Below are 21,628 nucleotides of genomic sequence, written 5' to 3'. Positions count from 1 at the left end.
CTGTGACGCCTGAACAATTTGAACATCGCCAGCTTAAAAAAATTTTTCACAAAAAAAAGAGAGGTGGGATCGCAACCTCATCCCAAGCTCTCTTTTCACCTTACACCATCTTATTAAACTCCTTACGAAGCCTTTTAATGATTCGCTTTTCCAGCCTGGAGATGTAGGATTGCGAAATGCCAAGCAGATCTGCGACATCTTTTTGCGTTTTTTCCTCGCCGTCCTGTAATCCAAAACGCAGCTCCATGATAATTCGCTCACGCTCACTTAATTTATCCAACGCTTTGTGCAGCAGCTTACGGTCTACTTGTTCTTCAATGTTACGGTAAATGGTATCGTTCTCTGTTCCGAGCACATCGGACAATAGCAGCTCATTGCCATCCCAATCGATATTCAGCGGTTCGTCAAAAGATACTTCCGTACGGATTTTACTATTACGCCGCAGGTACATTAAAATTTCGTTCTCAATACATCTGGAAGCGTATGTAGCAAGTTTAATCTTCTTCTCCGGATCAAACGTATTAACGGCTTTGATTAAGCCAATAGCGCCAATGGAAACCAGATCCTCGATGTTGATGCCTGTATTTTCAAATTTCCTGGCTATATAAACAACCAATCGCAGGTTGCGTTCAATCAACATAGCTCGAATAGCAGCATCCCCGGACGGTAATTTTTCCAATAAGTATTCTTCTTCTTCTCGCGTTAGCGGTGGCGGTAGAGCTTCGCTTCCACCTATGTAATAGATTTCTTCTCCCTTAAGGCCAAGGAGCATCAAAATTCGATAGTACGCTAGTTGTAAAAGCATTTTCCACTTCAAGAGCATGTTAGTTTCCTCCTAAGAGTTTTGCGTTAGCAAAACTTGCTTCGTAAGCGTAAGCTGAGTTTTGCGTCAGCAAAACTAACTTCGTGAGCATGGGTTGAGTTTTCCGCAGGAAAACTTGCTTCGTATGCATTCGCTGAGTTTTGCGTATCAGAACAGACTTCGCCAGGGCAATGAAAGCGCTAACCAGCAGATATTAAAGCCGGATGAATAATCGCTTGATAGGATCCGTCACTGCAAAGCTTTCCGCCGTCGAGTCCGATAAGCACCTTGGATGCTTCAATTTGCGTACTATTATGGGTAATCACCACCTTATCCGGTTTAATGGCCAGCATGAATTGGGTGTTCCGATTAACGCCTCGATAAGGCACTAGACGCAAGCGGTCCTGCCAAACGAACTCTTCTACACCCAAACCGCTTATGATTTGGTCAACATCAGCTGACCGAATCCGCTGCAGCCACTCTACAGGCAATACATCGCCCCATTCCGACACTTCCATGACCATCACAGGGGTGCGCGTTAGTGGATCATACAATTGATTTCCCGTATCAATCAATCCTTTGCAGGAGGCCGTGTAGTCCCCTACATGAATCGTAACTTCCGCCACGTAGGCTGTCAGTACCTCACGCTGCTTCGTGCTTTGCAGCACGGTCCTGAACCACCAGAGCAATGGAATAAGTAATAAAAGAACAAAGAGCACGCTGCCAATTTGGAATTGGAACATAGCCACACCGGATTGGGTAAATACAATACCTTTCATCACCTCAGAGGATGATGCAAGGACGTAATGGATACCAAACATCCCGCCAGCGACAGCAAAATTTACTAAGAGGAACGTTCCGAGGTTTCTCAATAAATTTTGTAAAGACCCGAACCCAAAAGCAGTCATAATCATCCCTATACAAAACATACATTTCACAGAAAATGTAAAAAGAAACACGGGTACCGGCAAGAACATAATGACGACATAGGAGGCTCCTAAGAACGACGAACCTGCGATTCTCCACCACTTGAACGATATTTTCCGCGTTTTGGCCGTTACGATCAGCATGGCCGCATCCATCAGAAAGTTCAGTAGGAAAATGAGATCCGCGTAGACGATCACAATGTCCTCACCTCCATGATAGATGCTTTTTCAACCATTTTCCTGACGAAACTTTAAGGTTCTAAATCAGTATAGGGCAATCCTAGTTCAAAGTCTGTCTAAACTTGCTAGTAAGCTACTACTTTTTTTGTCAGTTGACGCGGCCTTTAGCTAGCTAGAAAAGCCTTCAAAATAACAAAAAACCGAAGCCGCTACATGACGTAGGACTTCGGTCTCTTTACACATTTCGTGTAATTATTTGTCGTTATTCCGCCCGCGATTGCGCAGGAACGTCGGAATATCCAATTGATCGTTTGACGGCTGTGAGCCAAAAGGTTTGAGGTTGTTCAATCGGTCGGAAGAAACGGATGGCGAGGATTGTGGTTGCTCTTGATGTCCGCTGACCGGACGCTTAACCGGTTGAGCCAACGGTGATGTTCTATGCTCAAAACCGGTAGCAATGACTGTTACCAGAATTTCGTCTTTCAGTTTATCATCAATAACGGCTCCGAAAATCATGTTCACTTCAATATCAGAAGCTGATGCCACGATATCCGCCGCTTCATTGACTTCGTACAAGCTTAGGTTCACGCCGCCTGTGATGTTCATCAGCACCCCGCGAGCACCTTCGATCGACGTTTCCAAGAGTGGCGAGGAAATCGCCTTTTTCGCTGCTTCAGCCGCGCGGTTTTCACCTGTTGCCACTCCGATTCCCATCAGGGCGGAGCCGCGTTCTGTCATGATTGTCTTCACATCGGCAAAGTCCAAGTTAATCAGACCAGGAACCGCGATCAAATCGGAGATCCCTTGAACACCTTGGCGAAGTACGTTATCCGCTTCGCGGAAAGCTTCAAGCATAGGCGTCTTCTTATCTACGATTTCCAAGAGACGATCATTAGGAATAATGATAAGCGTATCCACTTTTTCTTTCAATGCTGCAATCCCTTGCTCTGCTTGTAAAGAACGTTTGCGACCTTCAAATGTAAACGGGCGAGTAACAACACCAACGGTTAATGCGCCCACTTCTTTTGCGATTTCAGCAATAACGGGAGCCGCTCCAGTTCCGGTACCGCCACCCATTCCTGCAGTAACGAATACCATGTCTGCGCCGCGAAGCGTGTTCAGAATCATCTCCCTTGACTCTTCTGCCGCTTTCTTCCCTACATCCGGGTTTGCGCCTGCGCCAAGACCGCGCGTCAGCTTGTCCCCGATTTGCAATTTATGCACCGATTTGGCAAGGTGTAAAGCTTGAGCATCCGTGTTAACGGTAATAAACTCAACGCCCTTAACACCGTTCTCAATCATTCGGTTTACCGCATTACTACCACCGCCACCAACACCGATGACCTTTATTTGAGCCAACTGTTCCATATCCATATCAAATTCAAACATGTGAGTCATATCCCCCTAACGTTGCGTTCACTAAATAAATTCACTGAAAAAACTTTTTACACGTTCCAAAATACCAGGTTTAGAGCTCTCGGAGGATTTTTTTGTTACAGGTTTGGATGCCACTTTTTTGGTGAAAGCGGTATTCCGGTTTTTCATGTACTTGGAAACGAATTGAATGATGCCAACACCACTCGTGTAAGAAGGATCACGCACTCCGATGAAATCAGGAACGGCAATTCGAACAGATGTAGCGAGTTGAGCTTGCGCAATTGCGAGTACACCTGGCATACAAACGGTCCCGCCTGTGAGTACATACCCACCAGCTAGATCGCCATATCCCAAACGGTGCACTTCTGCACGGATCATTTGGAAAATTTCTTCAACGCGGGGTTCAATAATATTCGCGAGATCAACTTGCGAAAACTCTTTTTCCACATTGCTTCCCATTCGTGTAACCTTAAACATTTGATCGGGGGCCGAGTCGTCTACCGATGCGCAACCGTATTTCAGCTTTATTTTCTCTGCGATTTCGAGCTGAGTACGAAGGCCTATCGAGATATCATTGCTGATATACTCACCGCCGATTTGAATCGTTGATGTGGCTGTCAGATTCCCTTGTTCAAACACAGCGATCGTCGCTGCACCTGCACCAACATCAACCAGTACAGTTCCAACTGATTTCTCATCCTTGGAAAGAGCTAACTGTCCGGATGCAAGCGACATCAAGATGAGGCCTGCAACCTTAAGTTCGGATTTTTCCACAACTCGGATCAGATTATGTATCCCAGTCTTCGCGCCTGTGATAATCGTCGCTTCCACTTCTAAGCGAACGCCGATCATGCCGCGAGGATCGTTAATGCCTTCTTGGCCATCAACTAAGTATTGCTTAGGTACGACTCCAATAATTTCACGCTCGGGAGGTAATGCGATGACTCTTGCCGCTTGAATGACACGATCAATATCCTCTTCCCCGATTTCTCGGTCTTCATTGGAAACAGCGACAACACCGTGACTCGATTGAAGAGCAATATGATTCCCTGAAATTCCTACGTAAACCTCGGAAATTTGTACGCCGACCATTCGTTCTGCATGATCAACAGCGCTCCGGATGGAGTTGACCGTTTGGTCAATATCAACGATTGCGCCTTTACGAATACCCTCTGACTCGGCAGATCCCACACCTATTATATTAATGGTTCCGTTAACAACTTCCCCAATAATAGCACGAACCTTGGATGTACCGATGTCTAAACTAACAATGATATCATTGTTGCTCAAGCCCCTGGCACCTCCTATAACTTGGATAATATTGTGTTTACATTACAATTACTTAAATACGTATTCCACACAACCGCCATATTCCCTCTTTTTTCAACATTTTTTTTAACGGAAGCAACGTCGTTTTTTTAAACAGTTAATTTTCAATAGAATAGGGATAAAACAAGTCTATTAATTGCTTGTACCCTTCATAGGGTCAATAGATTTCTATTTAACCATAAAACTAATTTTAACATTAATTTTCATGGTTGAGTAGTCCATTAAACCGTTTTTTTATCTGGAAGGGCGCGCTGTCTCTGGGATTACGGTTTCGGTGTCGCTTTTGGAGTCGGCTTTGGCGTCGACTTGTTCCCATCCTTGTTAGCAGGATCGGGTGATGGGCTTGCCGCTGCGTTGCTTCCACCTTTTTGGCCCGACGTATTATTAGAATCATTCTTCGTATCTTCATTAGGTTCAAAAGGAGCATGATATTCTACTTCTAGCATTTTGATAATGCCGCTAGTAATATGATCCTCTTGTAAGCTTGCTATATAAGCAGGCAGATTGTCAATTTTCTCAGGCAAGTAAGCTATCGTGGTGTACACTTCAAATTGGGATCTCGTGTACAGCTTGATTTTGTCCGGGTACGGCTCCGACGGGTCCGGTTTGATTTCGGAAATGTCCGACAGCGCACTCTCCGGAATTTCACCAAGCACTTTGCATAGTGCTGCTTTATTCGGATCACCATCCGTCCACCCTGTCAAAATGGGCATATCCAGTGGAATGCTGCTGCCAGAAGGCAATTCAACGACAGCGCCATCGGCAAGCACGGCTTGCTTCTTGCCATCTGCTGCTATCTGGAAAGCAACTTTCGGATACTCCTGCACGGTAATGAGAATCTTGCCTGGAAAATGCTTCTTCACCGTAGCTGTCTTAATCATGGGTAGAGAGGCTATACGTTGTGTTATCGTTTGGGAACTGAAGGCAAAAAAACGGTCCCCGACGGCAATCTGGCTGGCTTGTCCGATCGCTTCCGAGGTTATGAGCTCATTTCCTTCAACTTCAATGGCACTTACACGGCTTAGTGAAGATTGAAAAAACAAAATGACTAAAATGATGATAAAAAAAATAAATAAAAAGATGAGCAGTTTTCTATTCGTACGGGCTCGTGGCTTTGGAACGGGCGGCAGAGCGGGCATATTGCGGTCGTCAGACAAGCTGGGCACCACCTAATAGTTTCGAATGAAGGTTAAAATTTAAAATCTTGTATGTACCAATCAAATGAAACCGTGAATCCCCGCCTGAATCCAGGAAGGGATGCGCGGAATTCATTCAGTTGTTCGCTTGCTCGCTTGGAACAGGTGATTGTCGATGCACGGATGCACCCAATCTTGAAAGCATATGTTCAATTCTATCATAGCCTCTATCAATATGATGAATTTGCTCAACGATCGTCGTACCATGCGCAGCCAGACCGGCGATAACAAGTGCTGCGCCAGCACGTAAATCCGTCGCCTCCACTGTCGCTCCATACAGCCTGGGAACGCCTCTAATAAAGGCTGAACTCATATCAACACGGATATCTGCACCCATACGGGACAATTCATCTACGTGCTTGAATCTACCTTCGAAAATCGTTTCTTTCATTACGCTCATACCGTCTGCTAAGGATAGCAGCACCATAACCTGTGATTGCAAATCAGTAGGAAAAGATGGATGCGGCGAAGTCACGATACGTTCGACGGCCTTCGGTCTAGTCGGACAGCTTACATGTATTATATCACCGTCAGAGATGATTTGAACACCTGCACGCTTGAGGACATGGATCACAGAGGTTAAGTGAGCAGGGTTAACCTTCTCTAAAGTAATGCTCCCTTTCGTTGCAGCAGCGGCCACCATAAAGGTTCCGGCCACGATACGGTCAGGGATGATGCGGTAGGTGCAAGGTGACAGATTTTCCACGCCACGAATGGTGATGGTATCTGTTCCTGCTCCGATAATGTCGGCGCCCATGGCGTTCAGGAAGTTCTGCAAATCCTGAATTTCCGGTTCGCGTGCCGCATTATAAATCGTTGTGATGCCTTCTGCTTTCACAGCAGCCATCATGATATTTTCCGTCGCTCCGACGCTCGGGAAATCCAGAACGATTTCACTGCCATGAAGCGATTCGGCTGTGCAAACAATTTTGTTTGCGAATTCTTCGATGTTGGCTCCTAAAGCTTGCAGCCCTTTCAGGTGCAAATCAATTTTACGTTCGCCGATTGCGCAGCCTCCGGGTTGATACACGGTGACACTGCCAAATCTAGCGAGCAGCGGTCCCATAAGAAAGATGGATGAACGCATCTGCCCCATCAATTCTTCTGGAATATGCGAGGAATTAGCTGTGGATGTTGTAATGGATACCGTATCCTCTTGCTGTTCGGCACGGCAGCCCAACGCACGAAGAATGCGCAGCATGGTGTCGATATCGAGCAAATTAGGAACATTATGCAGAGTATGAGTGCCGCTAGCCAGGATGCATGCTGCTAAGATTGGTAATGCGGCGTTTTTAGCGCCGTGTATCTGGATGGCTCCCGTGAGAGGTTTTCCACCTTCGATAACGAGCTTCTCCAAAGTTCCACCTCCGATTTACCTCTCACCCATCACCAAAACTTCCGGTACTAGCGATATGCCGTACTGTTTCTGCACGATTTGCTGTACTTCTGCGATGAGAGTGAGAACGTCCTCGGCTTTAGCATCTCCGGTGTTCACAATGAAATTGGCGTGCAGCGTGGAGATTTGCGCTCCACCGACACGTTTGCCTTTCAGGCCAGCCTCTTCGATGAGCTTTGCGGCGAATCCCCCTTCGGGGTTGCGGAAAACACTTCCAGCACAAGCTAATTGAAGCGGTTGAGTGCGAAGACGCCGATCCCGGTAAGCCGCCATGGCTCCCGCGATTTCTTTGCGTTCTCCAACCTGTAATTCAAAGACAGCTTCTGTTACTATGCCGGGTAGAGTGTGCAGAATCGAATGCCGATAGGCATACTGCAAATCCTCTGCCTGCATCGTGACCAATTCCCCTGTGTCCAGGATGACTTCAGCCTGCTTGAGTATGCGTGACACATCGGACCCGTGAGCCCCTGCATTCATGTAGACGGCGCCTCCCACAGAACCGGGAATGCCCGAAGCAAACTCCAGTCCGGTTAAACCTTCCTTGGCTGCTAGCACAGACAATTTAATGAACGAATAGGAACCGCCTGCATAAACCGTCGCACCTTCAAAGCGCAAAGTTTCCAGCGCAGAGCCAAGTTTGATAACTACCCCTCTAATTCCTTTGTCACTGACAAGCAGATTAGAGCCACGACCGATAATCGTCCATGGTACTCCACGTTGATGCAGGAAACGGATGACTGCAGCAACCTGCTCCTTCGTGTTCGGGAGGATAAGGCAATCGGCCGGACCACCGATTTTCCAAGTCGTATAAGGGGCCAGTCGCTCATTCGTTCGAATCTCGCCAATATTTGCTGCCTTTAAGTCGGATATTAACTGCTGCATGGGAAAACCTCCTTCACAGAACATAGGGCGAAATTATCGAATCAGCTAAGCTCCATAATTTCAAAAATACGGACCAAGTTGAAGATGGCCGGGCTTCAAACTTTGGCGCCATATCAAGCCTTAGGTGTCTGTCACGGTTATAGTATAGTTTATGTAAAATCGGATAGAGTGTGACAATCGCCCATTCGCTTTCGAAAAACTAACTCGATAAGCTGTAGGATTCAATCAATTTAACGATCGCAGCAACAGCATCGCTGTCATTGCGGGATTGCATAGCTGCTTTATAAGTTTCTCTGTTTGCATAGAGAGCCTCCAGGCGGGTTTGCAGCGATTCAGCTGTAAGCTCATCTTCCTGCATAACCTCCGCGTAACCGGCTTTCTGAAACGACTTGGCGTTCAGAATCTGATCGCCACGGCTTGCTTGCAATGACAAAGGAATAAGCAGCATTGGTTTTTCCAATACCAAAAACTCATAGATGGATGTAGCGCCAGCCCGGGAAATCACAAGGTCTGTCATAGCTAAGACATCCGGGAGTTCCTCATTCAAATATTCGAACTGTTTATATCCGCGCGTCCCGGCAAACTCAGCCGCAATATTGCCTTTGCCGCACAAATGAACAATTTGGAATTGCTCGAGCAAGCGAGGCAGATTGGATCTGACAGCTTGGTTGATGACCTGCGAGCCCAGGCTTCCCCCCATAATCAAAATAACGGGTTTTTGCTTATGAAAATCGCAAAGCTGGTAGCCTCTGGAGGCTTTCCCGCTCCGAATATGTTCGCGAATCGGCAAACCGGTAAGAACCGCTTTCTCTTTGTTGACATGCTGCATGGACTCCGGAAATGTTACACATACTTTCGTTGCCATAGGAATCGATATTTTGTTGGCCAGTCCTGGCGTCATATCGGATTCATGAATAATAACCGGCACTTTGTTCATGCGACTGCCCAAAACGACCGGTACGGAAACGAACCCGCCCTTCGAAAAGACGATGGCGGGCTTCAGACGACGGAGCAATCTATAAGATTCATAAACACCTTTCATCACTCTAAAAGGGTCTTTGAAATTTTTCAGATCAAAATATCGACGCAATTTCCCAGAAGATATCGGGTAAAAAGGAACACCTTCGCGCTCGATGATGTCTTTCTCGATGCCTGTTGCCGAGCCTATGTATTGAATTTCCCAACCTAACTCTTTCAGCTTATGCATAAGAGCAATGTTAGGCGTAACATGTCCTGCGGAGCCTCCTCCGGTAAAGACAATTGTTTTCATTCCTTTGTCACCTCGAATAACGGGATATATTGAGCAGGATGCCGACGGATGTCAGCATAAGCGTCAATGACGAACCGCCTGCACTTATGAATGGCAATGTAATACCGGTAACTGGAAACATTCCAATGACGACACCGATATTAATAATTACTTGAACAGCAATCATGCCGATAATGCCAACAGCAATTAAACTTGCAAATGTATCCGGAGCTGTAATAGCCGCCCGCATACCGCGCCATACTAAGATGGTAAATAATAGAAGCACTAAAGTACCGCCAATAAAACCAAGTTCTTCTGCAATGATGGAGAAAATAAAATCGGTTTGCGGTTCAGGCAAATAACTGTATTTCTGACGGCTCATACCAAGTCCTAACCCTACTAAGCCGCCTGGACCAATTGCATAGAGAGATTGAATAGATTGATAGCCTGCACCAAGCGGGTCCTGCCAAGGATCTAAAAAAGCAGTAATCCGTTTCAAGCGATAAGGAGCAGCAATGATGAGCCCAATGAAACCGGCAACCCCTATCATACCCAGATATGAAAGATGAAGCAATCGTGCGCCAGAGATAAAAATAATAAGCAGCGAAGCTCCGACCAGAACAGCGCCGGTGCCAAGATCAGGCTGCAGCATAATCAACCCGAAAGCTAGACCCATAATTCCTAGCGGAGGCAATAACCCTTTGGTAAATTGGGTGATTTGGGATTGCTGCTCGGATAACAATTTGGATAAATACAGAATCATCCCCATCTTCATAAACTCCGACGGCTGTATACCGAAGGCGCCGATCCCGAGCCAGCTCCTGGCCCCGCCACGTACAACCCCGATGCCGGGAATGAGCACAATAATGAGCATGCAGAAACATACGATCAGTGTAATGCGCGCTATCTTTTTCCAAACGAGATAATCGACATTCATGGTAAAAAACATCGCAATGATCCCTAAAACAGCGAAAATTAACTGCCGTTTGAGGTAATACAGGGAATCGCCGAATTCCCGAAAGGCAAGTACACTGCTCGCACTGTAAACCATAATAATGCCAATTGTCAAAAGCAGCAAAGTTGGAATAATAATCCAAATATCAGGAGCAGACCGTGATTTACCCATAACAGACACCTCTTTATGTGTTCTGGGCCACATCCAGAGGATGAATAGCCGAGCAGGAGACAACCGTCACCTGCCAGCAAACACATGTGGATAAGCCCTATTTAAAGGTTATGCACGGACTCCTTAAACATGCGTCCCCTGTCCTCAAAGGAGGGGAACATATCCCAACTTGCACAAGCCGGCGAAAGCAGAACGATGTCTCCCGCTTCACACATCTGCCAAGCAAGCTGAACGGCTTGCGAAATTGCATCCGCTGCATCCTTAGCAGTATCGACGGTTTGAATGCTGCTAATCCCTGCCAGCTCTGCGATATGTTTAATTTTCTCTTTAGTTTGTCCAAGCGTGACAATCCCTTTGACTCGCTCACGGAACGTAGGGAGCAGCTCCATGTAATCTGACCCTCGGTCCAAGCCTCCAGCAATTAAAACTAACTTCTGGTCAAAGGCTTCAATTGAACTAATCGTTGCCACAGCGTTTGTTGCTTTGGAGTTATTGTAGAACGTGATCCCCTTAAGTTCTCTCACGAACTCCAGGCGGTGTTCTACGCCCTTGAAGCTTCTAAGCACATCCGCGATCGTGTGCGGCTCTACGCCTGCTGTGAGGGCTGCTGCCGCTGCCGCCAAAGCGTTCTCAATGTTAAAGCTGCCCGGCATTCCCATTTCCCGAGCCGGCATAATCGGCACAATGTCCCCCTGGCCATTCGCATAAACAAGGTTATCCGATGATTGGTCATAATAAACACCGTAAGACAGTACTTCTTTTCTGGAGAATGGGAAAAGCTTCGCTTTTAGAGTAGGAATAAGCGATTGGCATACCGGATGGTCCCAATTTAATATAGCCGTGTCTTCCTCTGTTTGATTGGCAAACAGCTTTGCTTTTGAGGCAATATAGTCATCCATCGAACCGTGGTAGTCCAGATGAGTTTCGTACAAATTCAAGAACAGCGCAATTTTCGGACGGAACGAAGTTGTCCCTTTGAGTTGAAAGGAGCTTAACTCTACAACCATCCAATTGTCGGCCGTTACTTCTGGCGCTGCTTCTGTAAGAGCACGCCCGATATTCCCCGCCACGACAGGCGACAAGCCTGCTGAATCCAGCATTAATCCAATCAATGTTGTCGTTGTTGTCTTCCCGTTAGAACCTGTAATCCCGATAATCGGCGCTTCACAGAACTGGTAAGCGACCTCTACTTCCGTAACGACTTCAATGCCAAGCTCCAATGCTTTGCGGATCGGCTCAACCGAGTATGGAATGCCCGGGTTTTTAACAACGAGCGCAACCCCCTCATGCACCAAGGACTCCGGGTGAAACCCGCATACAACAGAAATACCCAGAGCCTCCAATTCGTCGGCTTCAGGGCATGCGCTCCGCTCTTTTTTGTCATTAACGGTGACCAGGGCACCTTGTTGATGAAAAAGCTTAGCCGCAGCGACACCGCTGCGAGCCAAGCCCAATACGACCACTTCAAGTCCACGATATTCCCGCGGATGCATCATGTTCTACAACACCTCATTCATATATAATCCGAGTGCAGCAAGTACAAGACCTACGACCCAGAATGTGATAACGACACGCCATTCCGACCATCCGACCAGTTCAAAGTGGTGATGGATCGGACTCATTTTGAAAACACGCTTGCCCCTGGTCTTGAAGGAAACAACTTGAATAACGACAGATAAAATCTCGATCAGGAACACGCCGCCGACAACCGCCAGCAGCAGCTCCGCTTTGGTCAAAATTGCAACAGCCACTAAGCCGCCACCGATGCCAAGCGAGCCTGTATCTCCCATGAACACTTTCGCCGGATGCGCATTGAAGACGAGAAATCCAAGCACAGCACCGACCATTGCCGCTGAGAAAATCGCTGCTTCCGGCTGTGTATTGTTCATCGCAATCACCGTATAAGCGCCAAATGCAATTGCACTTGTCCCTGCCAGCAAACCGTCCAACCCATCGGTGAAATTCACCGCGTTCGACGCGCCTAACATGAGAATCGCCATCAGTGGGAAGTACAACCAACCCGGATTGAAGTGGAACTCCACAAAAGGAATATATAAGTCCGTGCTATGTCCTTCCCTTACCAGCAGGTAACAAACAATAGCCGAGATCAGCAGCTGCCCGAACAGCTTTTGTTTCGCTGTAAGGCCAAGCGAGCGCTTGAAAATAATTTTGATGTAATCATCCAGAAAACCTACCAGGCCGTAGCCTAATGAAGCAATCAGCAAGATGAGAAGATCGGTATTTTTATCAGCAAAACGAAGGCTTGCCAAAGCTAGGGCAATCAGAATGATGATGCCGCCCATCGTTGGTGTTCCTTGTTTCTTCAAATGTCCCTGCGGGCCATCCTCACGGATTTGTTGGCCAAACTTCATACGCCGCAATATCGGAATACAAAGCGGCCCCATAATAAGCGCAAGCACAAATGCGACGCCCATCGTTAATAAAATTGCGTTTTCCACGTTGGTTCCCCCTGCTCGTTTCCGTTAACCGAAAACGATCTACTGTTTCATCATAAGTTCATTCTGTTCTTATTAAGTGAGCAAAGCATTCACGACTTGCTCAAGCCGCATACCGCGCGAGCCCTTCACAAGCACAATGTCCTCCGGCTGTGCCAAAGCGGCTAGCTCGCTCGCGAGCAGCTCTTTGTCCTCGAAGGCGCGCACGCGGTCCTTCGAGAGGCGCGCCGCCGCTTCCTCTGCGATGAAGCGGCCCAAACGGCCGAACGTGAAGACGTAGTCTACACGTTCCGGCGAAACCATCGCGCCAATTTCGCGATGGAACTGCTCTTCGTGCTCGCCAAGCTCCAGCATGTCGCCGAGCACGAGGAACTTCCGACCGAAGCCGCCAAGCGTCTCGGTCAATGTAATAGCCGCCCTCATGGAGGCCGGGCTGGCATTATACGCATCGTTGAGCACGGTCAGCCCTGAGGCTGCCGTCAGCTTCTCGATGCGCATGCTTGTCATCTCCAGCGAGCGGAGCCCCGCTGCAATGGCTTCCGGCTGAACGCCGAAGGCTTCGCCGATGGCGATGGCCGCTAACGCGTTGATGACATTATGCGTGCCGAGTAGAGGAATGTACAATTCCGAGTAATCCGGTGAATTGATCTGGAAGTGCGTACCGTCCGCATCCATCCGGATTGTTGTCGGGTATTTCGCATTGTCCTTGCCATGTCCGAACTGGAGGCGGTGAAGCCCCTCCGGCAAGCTGCGCTCTGCAAGAGCCATCTCAATGAGCGGCTCGTCACCGTTGTACACAAGCAGGCTGCCGCTTGGCATGCCGCTTACGATCTCCACTTTCGCCCGGGCAATTTCTTCTCTCGAGCCCAGCTGAAGCATGTGGGACTCGCCGATCATCGTGATGATCGAAGCATCCGGCTCGGCCAAATCGCTTAGCAGCTCGATTTCGCCCCGTCCGCTCATCCCCATTTCAACCACGGCAAACTCTGTCGTTTCCTCCAGCTGTAAGAGCGTAACCGGCAACCCGATATGATTATTTAAATTCCCTTTGGTTTTATGCACCTTATAGGTACTGCCCAAAACGGCTGCGACCAAATCTTTCGTCGTTGTTTTACCGTTACTGCCCGTTATGCCTATGATACGTACAGGCAGTTGCTTCCGATAAGCCTTGGCTAATTGCTGTAAAGCTGCCAGCGTATCTGCCACGGGGACATAAGGAACACCTGCAGGTGCCTCTCCGCGATCCTCCTGCCATAATACAGCCGCCACTCCTTTATGATAAGCTTCCTCTGCATAGGCGTGCCCGTCAAACTTTTCTCCAATCAGCGGGACGAATAGACTGCCGGCCGGAATCGAGCGGGTATCGGTCGAGACGCCCGCAACGCTCACGGCAGCTTCTGTCCCTCGAACCTCACTCCCCAACATGTCTGCAATTTGTTCTAATGTACGCTGGATCATCGCTTTCTCCCCTTTATCGCAGCCTTAGCCACCAAACGATCATCGAAATCATGCTTAACCCCCATGATGTCCTGATACGTTTCGTGGCCTTTTCCCGCTATCAATATTACATCTTTGGGGCCTGCCCCATCAATAGCCTTTTGTATCGCTTTTTTACGATCTGGAATCAATTCATAGTTATTTTCGGGATAATTGACCTCCTTCAGACCAGGAACAATGTCTTGAAGGATCGCATCCGGGTTCTCGGTGCGAGGATTGTCGGAAGTCACATATAAATAATCGCTATAGGCCGCTGTTACCTTACCCATCAAGGGGCGCTTCGTTCTGTCGCGATCTCCTCCACAACCAAATACGGTAATGACTTTGCCCTCGGCAAATTCACGGACCGTAGAAAGTGCATTCTCAAGTCCATCCGGCGTATGGGCGTAGTCAACCAGAACCAGATAATCCTGGCCCTCATCCACGACCTCCATCCGTCCATCAACGACAGCAATATTTTCCAAGCTATTTCGAATTGTCTCTAACGGAATACCTTCCGCCAATGCGGCTGCGATTGAGCCTAAGGCGTTATATACATTGAATTTTCCTACCAATTTCATTTCGAAGAACGCTTCTCCGGCAAAAGAGACTAACTTGAATGCTGTGCCTTTTGCGGTCATCCGAATGTCCGTTGCTCGAACATCACATGGCTGCTCTATTCCGTATGTAATTACTTGTGCGGCAGTAAGCCTGTTGAACGTTTCAGATGCCGCATCATCCGCATTCAAAATCGCATACTGACGATCTTCGGGATTGCCTGAAAAACCATTGCCCAGCCTGGAGAACAAAAGCCCTTTTGCCGCTGCATAAGCTTCCATGGTTTTGTGATAATCCAAATGATCCTGGGACAGGTTCGTGAAAATACCGGAGCGGAAGTGAATCCCCTTCACACGGCCCATCTCCAAAGCATGGCTTGAAACTTCCATAATGCAGTAATCTGTTCCTGCCTCGCACATGCTGCGGAAACTGCGCTGCAGATCAACGGACTCTTGCGTTGTCCGCTCCATCTCGGTGTACGTATCACCGATTTTCATTTGAATCGTGCCCATCAGACCCGTGGTAAAGCCTTGATCGCGCAATATTTTTTCCAGCAAGTAGGTCGATGTTGTTTTGCCGTTGGTTCCTGTAATTCCGATTAACTTTAATTCCTTACTCGGATATCCGTAGAAATGAGCAGACAATGCGGCCATCGCGTATCTGGCATCTTTCACCACCAGCTGTGGAACCGGCAAATCCAGCACTCTTTCGGTAACAAGCGCAGAAGCCCCAAGCGCAATCGCTTTTGGGGCGTAATCATGGCCGTCAACCGTCAGTCCTGGGATGCACAAAAATATATCGCCTGGTTTAATTTTACGAGAGTCTGCTTCAATCCCCGTAATTTCCGTATTCGCATTTCCATGTATGTGGGTAATGAGCAGTGCGGAAGCAAGCTCCTGCAGTTTCATGAGCAACCCTCTCCTTAACATTTTTCCTATCTATTATGGACAATTTTATGCATATGGAAAAGCTAAACATGTCTTACTTGCAAATCTTTTTTTGAATCGGAAGCTAACTCTTTATTGTGGCGGCTCATTGTTCGATAAAAAAATACGAATCGTTGAACCTTGATCGACCCTTGTGCCTGCTTTTGGCGCTTGGCTGATCACATATTTGCCATTGCCGGACTTCGCCAGCTTAAAATTCATGTTCAGATCTTCTAATATATCATCAACTGACGCTCCAACCAAGTCCGGCACCTCAACAACCGGCGTTTCCCCATATCGGTACTCTTTATCGAGCTGCTGCTTATTCGGCTCAACCTTCATATAGCGCAAAGCGTCAGCCATCATGTTCTTCACTAAAGGCGCTGCGATCAAGCCGCCAAATTGAATCCCTTTGGGGTCATCCACCGCCGCATAAATCACAATTTTCGGGTTATCCGCCGGGGCAAAACCGATAAAGGACACGATATGCTCATCGGGTGAATAGCGGCCGTTGATAACCTTTTGCGCAGTTCCCGTTTTCCCTCCGACCCGGTAGCCGTCGATGAAGGCATTGCGCCCTGTACCTAGAGCTACTACGCTTTCGAGCGCTTCCCGGACCTGTTTCGAGGTTCCCTCGGAAATAACATTGCGCACAAGCTCCGGCTCTACGACATCAACAACTTCACCTGTGTCCGGGTTCGAGAACGATTTGGCCACATAAGGTTTAAACAGCTTTCCGCCATTGATTGCCGCAGATACTGCTGTAATTTGTTGAATCGGCGTTACGGAAACCCCTTGACCGAAAGCGGTCGTTGCAAGTTCCACGGGCCCTACCTGGGAAGGTTTGAACATAATCCCGTTCTCTTCTCCGCCGAGGTCGATGCCTGTCTTTTTCCCAAAGCCAAATTTGGAAATATAGTCAAACAACTTCTCTTTGCCCAGCCGCTGCCCCATGACGACAAAACCCGGGTTGCAAGAGTTTTGTACAACTTGGAGCATCGTTTCACTGCCATGGCCGCCACGTTTCCAACAGCGCAGTCTAGCTCCTCCAACTTCAATAAAACCAGGATCATAGAAAGGTTCATTCTTGAGATCCACTTTCTTTTCTTCCAAAGCTGCTGCAAGCGTAATGATTTTAAACGTCGAACCTGGCTCGTATGTTTTCCAAATCGGCAAGTTCCTGTTATACGTTTCTGCTGGAAAATTCTTATAATTGCCCGGCTCATAGGTCGGTCTGCTGCCCATGGCCAATATTTCACCATTATTCGGATCCATCATAATGGCGACGACATTTTGCGCTTGATATTGAACCATGGCTTGGTCCAATTCTCTTTCCATCACGGACTGCAGATGATTATCGATGGTCAGTTTTACGTTGAGCCCGTCTTTCGGGCTTGTATACTTATCCGTCGTCCCTGCCAGAGGCCTGCCTGCTGCATCTGTCATATACGAAATGTTGCCGGGGATGCCCGTCAATTCCTTATCGTATTTTGCTTCAATCCCTGTAAGACCTTTATCTATGCCTGCAAAGCCCAGGATGTGTGCTGCCAAGCTGCCAAATGGGTAATATCGTTTATTATCTTCGGCGACTACTACCCCGGGAAGGTGCAGATTGCGGACTTCCTGCGCTTTCTCAATCGTTATTTTCCGTCCGGACGGCTTGATGTCGACTTGGGACGTTTTTTTCGTAATTTGCTTATAGATATCATCCGCATTTCCTTGAAGCACTTCCGCCAGTTTGGCTGCCGTACTCTGAGGATCTTGAATTTGAACCGGTATCGCCACGATCGTCGGCGTGCTCATGCTATAAGTCAAAGTGATCCCGTTGCGATCCTGAATCTCTCCTCGTTTCGGCGCAAATTCAATCTGTCTCCTCCAGCTATCCTCCGCTTTATTCGCCAAGTCTTGTCCAATCCATAGCTGGACGTAAGCCAAGCGGAGAATAAGTGCAGTGAAAATAATCGTGCCAATGATGAGCGCAGTAAACAATCTGCGGCGAACAGTAACGTTAGAAGCACGCATGAACGTTCAATCTCCCTTCCCAAATAAGTCAGTCTCATTCCTAACATGACTATTCGGGACAAACAGGGGTTAGAACAAGCCTGCCACTTTCAGGCTACTTTGTACCTGCTACCGCCGGTTTATCGCTTAATGGTTTCAACGTCAGTGTTGCGCTGCGCCCTTCACCCTCACCTGCACTCGTTTGCTCCGAGACATAACCCTCGCCAGAAGTTTGGCAATCCACTTTGAAGAAGGAGCAAGCTTCTACAGCATCGCGCAAGGATCGACCCACTAGGTTTGGCAGGGGCATTTCACTAACGTTCTGCATGGCCACATATATTCGTTGCGTGGATAAGATTTCAGTTCCCGGTTTGGGGAATTGATCGACAACTTGATCTCCCTTGCCGAAAACTTCCAATGGTAAATTGCTCTCCTTCGCCGCTGCTTTCGCATTGGCCGATGTCATTTCCATGAAATTAGGCACTTTTAATTTGTTCGCTTCTTTGGCAACCATTTGTGTTTGCTTGCTTGATTTAACCCCCATATATTGCAGGGATTCCCCAACAATATCTTTAAAAGCAGGCGCTAAAACTTGTCCGCCCAAATGGTAATTGCCGCCAAGATCAGGCTGATCTGCGATCAACGTGACGAGGATTTTTGGATCTTCAACAGGTGCATATCCGATAAAAGAGATAACCCAGGTATTGGTTGAGTACGTTTTTTCTCCAGGAAGTACCAAGTTTGCCGTACCTGTTTTGCCGGCTACGCGGTACCCTTCCATGTAGGCCAGCTTCCCTGTTCCGATATCTTGATCGGAGACGACTTGTTCCAAGTAGCCGCTAACCGTAGCTGCCGTCTTCTCACTCACGACTTGACGCACGACTTGCGGCGCGAAGGATTGAATGGTTTTTCCTGTTTTGGGGTCTATGATGTCCTTCACAATGTGGGGCCACATTAATTTACCGCCGTTCGCCATAGCTGCATAAGCGGCCGTTTGCTGAATGGCCGTCACAACGACTTTCCCTTGCCCATACGTTGCCGTTGCATACTCCGATGGATATTTCATGTCGATGAGTCCGGATACTTCATTAGGCATATCGATGTTCGTTTTTTCGTTAAATCCAAATTTCTCTATGTAACTCTTGAGTTTAGGTTGTGTAAGCTTCTCGATTCCTAATTTGACGAAAGCTACGTTACTTGAACGCTTAAGACCATCCAGATACGAAATTTTGCCCCAACCTACACGGTTGTGGTCATGCAGCTCTCTATCCTGCACACGAATCATACCTGACTGGTACATCTCATTTGGATTAAATAACCCTTCTTCTACCGTACCTGCTAAAGTGACAATCTTGAATGTCGAGCCAGGCTCATAACGGGAAGCTACCGCATTATTTTTAAAATCACTTTGATCTTTAATATTCCAGTACGTATTCGGATTAAAGGTCGGTGTGTTCGCCATACCCAAAATTTCCATGGTTTGCGGATCAACTGCAATAGCCGTCAAGCTTTTGGGATGCCATTTATCATTTACTTTGGCCAACGCGCTTTCCAAATAGAACTGAATGTTCTTATCGATGGTGAGCCGCACATTGTTGCCGTCTTCCGCCGGTTTAAAATCAACTTTGGCATCCGGAAGTTCCACACCTTTGCCGTCTTTTTCATAGCTCAGCATGCCAGGAACGCCTTTCAGCGTGTCGTCCAGCTTCAACTCTAAGCCAAGTGAAGCTTTACCTTCTTTGTTCGTATATCCAAGAATATGCGCAGCTAACGTTTCCCCTGGATAATACCGTTTCTTTTCTTCGATGATCCCGATTCCGATGTTCGTTTTGGCCGATTTATTCAATCGCGTTTGCATAGTTGTAATGAAGTCACGAACTTGATCCGCTTTCTCTTTGTCAATCTTCCAGCCTTCATTGCGAATTTCGACATTGACCGCGAAATCACTGCCGTCCGGCTTCTTCCTTGTGGCAAGTTCGCGGATTTTGTTTTCAAGCGTTGCTTTAGACACATCGGATTCTTTCAAAATATCCGCTAACCCTCTGGCGATATCATCCGCCGCATGCAGACTATCAATCATTTTGGGATTCAGCGTAACGGTGTAGGCGGTTCCTTCTTCAGCAAGCACTTTATTATTCCGATCAAGAATAGCTCCGCGAACAGGCGCGATAATTTTGTCCGTCTCCCATTTTTCTTCCGCTTGTTCTAGCAACCAAGAGGCATCTACCACTTGAATCCAATAGACTTTAGCAATAAGGACAACAAAAAGAAGGGTGAAAAACCCTCCAATGAGTAAAGAACGCAGCTTAATTTTTTTTGTCATATCGATACCTGCCCGTTACGGTTTAGAAGCAGCTTTAGTATTTTTACTGCTGCTCGTGGTAGTTTTCGGTTTGGCCGGAGTCACTAAACTTACCTTTTTGTCATCATCTAAATTAAACCCGAGGCGGACAGCTTCCTCTTTGAGACGATCAGGACTTTGCAGTTTCTCTACTTCCTGCTTCAAAGCGCTGTTCTGAGCTTGAATCTCGCGAATTTCTCCTTGCATTTTCAATATGCTTGCATTCATTTGATAGATGGACGCGTACCGCCAAATGATCACGCCTGCAACAAGGACACAGAGGAGAACCGTGAACAGATACAGCATTTTTTCTTGGGTCGGCAGCGATTTATTGCGGTAAACAACTTTCGTTGTCTCTTTAATCTTAACCTTAGCTGCTGGAACAGTCCGTTTCCGGTCAAGAGCTAAATTCCCCTGGATGTAAGATGGCATATCAACTTCCTCCTTTTGTGTCAAAGCTTTTCGGCAATACGTAATTTGGCGGATCTTGCTCTTTGGTTCACCTCAAGTTCATGCTCACTAGGTATGATCGGTTTGCGTGTTACTAATTTAAGATCACCGGATTTATCGCAAACACACATCGGAAACGCCGGAGGGCACGTACATTTCTCCACATTTTTAACGAAAAATTGCTTGCAGATGCGATCCTCCAAAGAATGGAACGTGATCACCGCTACTCTGCCCTCCGGAGCCAAACATCTCACAGATTGCTCCAACGCTTCTTCAAAAGCGCCCAACTCATCATTTACCGCAATGCGCAGCGCTTGAAAACTTCGCTTAGCCGGGTGGCCGCCTGTTCTTCTTGCGGCTGCAGGAATTCCTTCCTTAATCAGCTCAACAAGCTCACCTGTGGTTTCAATAGGCCCTTTGGTACGAGCTTCGGCTATGACGCCTGCAATACGCCGTGAAAATTTCTCTTCCCCGTATTCAAACAAAATCTTTGCAATTCGCTCAGGAGCCCATTCATTGACGATCGTTTTGGCGGTTAGTTCCGTCGTACGATCCATTCTCATATCAAGCTCTGCATCTTGATGATAGGAGAAACCTCTCTCGCCATCATCCAGCTGCGGAGAAGATACGCCAAGATCGAAAAGAATCCCATCAACTTGCGGTTTCCCATCCCGTAGTGCTCTTGGCTCATTCATGAGCACCTGCTCCAAATCCCTGAAGTTGCTTTTCACGATTTTCACACGATCCAGGTAAGGAGCGAGCACGGTTTGAGCGTTAGCTAGAGCAACATCGTCCTGGTCAAGGGCAATCAGTAACCCATTAGGACCTAATTTAGAAGCTATGAGGGAACTATGCCCCGCGCCTCCCATCGTACAATCCACGTATACGCCATCAGGCTTTATATGTAAACCTTCAACTGATTCTTCTTTTAGTACCGTCACATGATGAAACAACTTG

The 21,628-nt window shown here is 47.5% G+C and carries 17 protein-coding genes; all 17 read right to left on the bottom strand.

Annotation, left to right across the window (positions count from 1 at the left end; translation table 11 throughout):
* Nucleotides 1-100: 100 nt before the first annotated feature.
* The 17 genes from sigE to rsmH all read right to left on the bottom strand — a co-directional run bounded on the left by sigE (nt 101) and on the right by rsmH (nt 21,624).
* Complete coding sequence (sigE, locus tag PCH02S_RS08450) at nt 101-823, bottom strand: RNA polymerase sporulation sigma factor SigE (RefSeq protein ID WP_127451989.1); 723 nt, start codon at nt 821-823, stop codon at nt 101-103.
* Nucleotides 824-1,002: 179 nt separating this feature from the next.
* Nucleotides 1,003-1,926 carry a sigma-E processing peptidase SpoIIGA gene (spoIIGA, locus tag PCH02S_RS08445; protein WP_127451988.1) on the bottom strand — a complete coding sequence of 308 codons (924 nt, stop codon included), beginning with the start codon at nt 1,924-1,926 and terminating at the stop codon, nt 1,003-1,005.
* 234 nt (nt 1,927-2,160) lie between these two features.
* Complete coding sequence (ftsZ, locus tag PCH02S_RS08440; RefSeq protein ID WP_127451986.1) at nt 2,161-3,297, bottom strand: cell division protein FtsZ; 1,137 nt, start codon at nt 3,295-3,297, stop codon at nt 2,161-2,163.
* Between the two features lie 30 nt (nt 3,298-3,327).
* Nucleotides 3,328-4,575, bottom strand: a complete 1,248-nt coding sequence (ftsA, locus tag PCH02S_RS08435; RefSeq protein WP_127451985.1) for a cell division protein FtsA — start codon at nt 4,573-4,575, stop codon at nt 3,328-3,330.
* A gap of 302 nt (nt 4,576-4,877) precedes the next feature.
* Nucleotides 4,878-5,771, bottom strand: a complete 894-nt coding sequence (locus PCH02S_RS08430; RefSeq protein WP_127451983.1) for a cell division protein FtsQ/DivIB — start codon at nt 5,769-5,771, stop codon at nt 4,878-4,880.
* A 115-nt stretch (nt 5,772-5,886) separates the two neighbouring features.
* The gene (murA, locus tag PCH02S_RS08425) at nt 5,887-7,167 is read right to left on the bottom strand and encodes a UDP-N-acetylglucosamine 1-carboxyvinyltransferase (protein WP_127451982.1); all 1,281 of its coding nucleotides are present in this window, start codon (nt 7,165-7,167) and stop codon (nt 5,887-5,889) included.
* Nucleotides 7,168-7,182: 15 nt separating this feature from the next.
* Nucleotides 7,183-8,088 (bottom strand): UDP-N-acetylmuramate dehydrogenase, encoded by a 906-nt coding sequence (murB, locus tag PCH02S_RS08420; protein ID WP_127451980.1) that lies wholly within the window; start codon nt 8,086-8,088, stop codon nt 7,183-7,185.
* Nucleotides 8,089-8,287: 199 nt separating this feature from the next.
* Complete coding sequence (locus PCH02S_RS08415) at nt 8,288-9,358, bottom strand: undecaprenyldiphospho-muramoylpentapeptide beta-N-acetylglucosaminyltransferase (RefSeq protein WP_127451978.1); 1,071 nt, start codon at nt 9,356-9,358, stop codon at nt 8,288-8,290.
* Nucleotides 9,359-9,365: 7 nt separating this feature from the next.
* The gene (spoVE, locus tag PCH02S_RS08410; protein WP_127451976.1) at nt 9,366-10,463 is read right to left on the bottom strand and encodes a stage V sporulation protein E; all 1,098 of its coding nucleotides are present in this window, start codon (nt 10,461-10,463) and stop codon (nt 9,366-9,368) included.
* A gap of 101 nt (nt 10,464-10,564) precedes the next feature.
* Nucleotides 10,565-11,959 carry a UDP-N-acetylmuramoyl-L-alanine--D-glutamate ligase gene (murD, locus tag PCH02S_RS08405; protein ID WP_127451974.1) on the bottom strand — a complete coding sequence of 465 codons (1,395 nt, stop codon included), beginning with the start codon at nt 11,957-11,959 and terminating at the stop codon, nt 10,565-10,567.
* Between the two features lie 3 nt (nt 11,960-11,962).
* On the bottom strand, nt 11,963-12,898 hold the full coding sequence (gene mraY, locus PCH02S_RS08400) for a phospho-N-acetylmuramoyl-pentapeptide-transferase (RefSeq protein WP_127452395.1): 936 nt from the start codon (nt 12,896-12,898) through the stop codon (nt 11,963-11,965).
* Between the two features lie 96 nt (nt 12,899-12,994).
* The gene (locus tag PCH02S_RS08395) at nt 12,995-14,377 is read right to left on the bottom strand and encodes a UDP-N-acetylmuramoyl-tripeptide--D-alanyl-D-alanine ligase (protein ID WP_127451971.1); all 1,383 of its coding nucleotides are present in this window, start codon (nt 14,375-14,377) and stop codon (nt 12,995-12,997) included.
* Nucleotides 14,374-15,861, bottom strand: coding sequence for a UDP-N-acetylmuramoyl-L-alanyl-D-glutamate--2,6-diaminopimelate ligase (locus PCH02S_RS08390; protein ID WP_127451968.1), 1,488 nt, complete (start codon nt 15,859-15,861; stop codon nt 14,374-14,376). The genes PCH02S_RS08395 and PCH02S_RS08390 overlap by 4 nt, the downstream gene beginning before the upstream one ends.
* Nucleotides 15,862-15,972: 111 nt before the next feature.
* Nucleotides 15,973-17,901 carry a stage V sporulation protein D gene (locus PCH02S_RS08385; protein ID WP_127451966.1) on the bottom strand — a complete coding sequence of 643 codons (1,929 nt, stop codon included), beginning with the start codon at nt 17,899-17,901 and terminating at the stop codon, nt 15,973-15,975.
* A gap of 94 nt (nt 17,902-17,995) precedes the next feature.
* Nucleotides 17,996-20,203 (bottom strand): penicillin-binding transpeptidase domain-containing protein, encoded by a 2,208-nt coding sequence (locus tag PCH02S_RS08380; RefSeq protein WP_127451963.1) that lies wholly within the window; start codon nt 20,201-20,203, stop codon nt 17,996-17,998.
* Nucleotides 20,204-20,218: 15 nt separating this feature from the next.
* Nucleotides 20,219-20,653, bottom strand: coding sequence for a cell division protein FtsL (gene ftsL / locus PCH02S_RS08375; RefSeq protein ID WP_127451961.1), 435 nt, complete (start codon nt 20,651-20,653; stop codon nt 20,219-20,221).
* A 20-nt stretch (nt 20,654-20,673) separates the two neighbouring features.
* Nucleotides 20,674-21,624: a 16S rRNA (cytosine(1402)-N(4))-methyltransferase RsmH gene (gene rsmH, locus PCH02S_RS08370; protein WP_127451958.1), complete on the bottom strand. Its 951-nt coding sequence runs from the start codon at nt 21,622-21,624 to the stop codon at nt 20,674-20,676.
* Between the last annotated feature and the right edge of the window lie 4 nt (nt 21,625-21,628).

This window comes from Paenibacillus chondroitinus NBRC 15376 (genome assembly GCF_004000765.1).
GTDB classification, from domain to species: domain Bacteria; phylum Bacillota; class Bacilli; order Paenibacillales; family NBRC-103111; genus Paenibacillus_E; species Paenibacillus_E chondroitinus.
Note: the sequence above shows the minus strand (reverse complement) of the source record. Positions and strands in the feature narration are given on the sequence as shown.

Coding starts and splice junctions, on each gene's coding strand:
- sigE (WP_127451989.1), bottom strand. CDS start 823: ATGCTCTTGAAGTGGAAAATGCTTTTACAACTAGCGTACTATCGAATT.
- PCH02S_RS08385 (WP_127451966.1), bottom strand. CDS start 17,901: ATGCGTGCTTCTAACGTTACTGTTCGCCGCAGATTGTTTACTGCGCTC.
- PCH02S_RS08395 (WP_127451971.1), bottom strand. CDS start 14,377: ATGATCCAGCGTACATTAGAACAAATTGCAGACATGTTGGGGAGTGAG.
- ftsL (WP_127451961.1), bottom strand. CDS start 20,653: ATGCCATCTTACATCCAGGGGAATTTAGCTCTTGACCGGAAACGGACT.
- PCH02S_RS08415 (WP_127451978.1), bottom strand. CDS start 9,358: ATGAAAACAATTGTCTTTACCGGAGGAGGCTCCGCAGGACATGTTACG.
- PCH02S_RS08380 (WP_127451963.1), bottom strand. CDS start 20,203: ATGACAAAAAAAATTAAGCTGCGTTCTTTACTCATTGGAGGGTTTTTC.
- murB (WP_127451980.1), bottom strand. CDS start 8,088: ATGCAGCAGTTAATATCCGACTTAAAGGCAGCAAATATTGGCGAGATT.
- PCH02S_RS08390 (WP_127451968.1), bottom strand. CDS start 15,861: ATGAAACTGCAGGAGCTTGCTTCCGCACTGCTCATTACCCACATACAT.
- ftsZ (WP_127451986.1), bottom strand. CDS start 3,297: ATGTTTGAATTTGATATGGATATGGAACAGTTGGCTCAAATAAAGGTC.
- spoVE (WP_127451976.1), bottom strand. CDS start 10,463: ATGGGTAAATCACGGTCTGCTCCTGATATTTGGATTATTATTCCAACT.
- mraY (WP_127452395.1), bottom strand. CDS start 12,898: ATGGGCGTCGCATTTGTGCTTGCGCTTATTATGGGGCCGCTTTGTATT.
- murD (WP_127451974.1), bottom strand. CDS start 11,959: ATGATGCATCCGCGGGAATATCGTGGACTTGAAGTGGTCGTATTGGGC.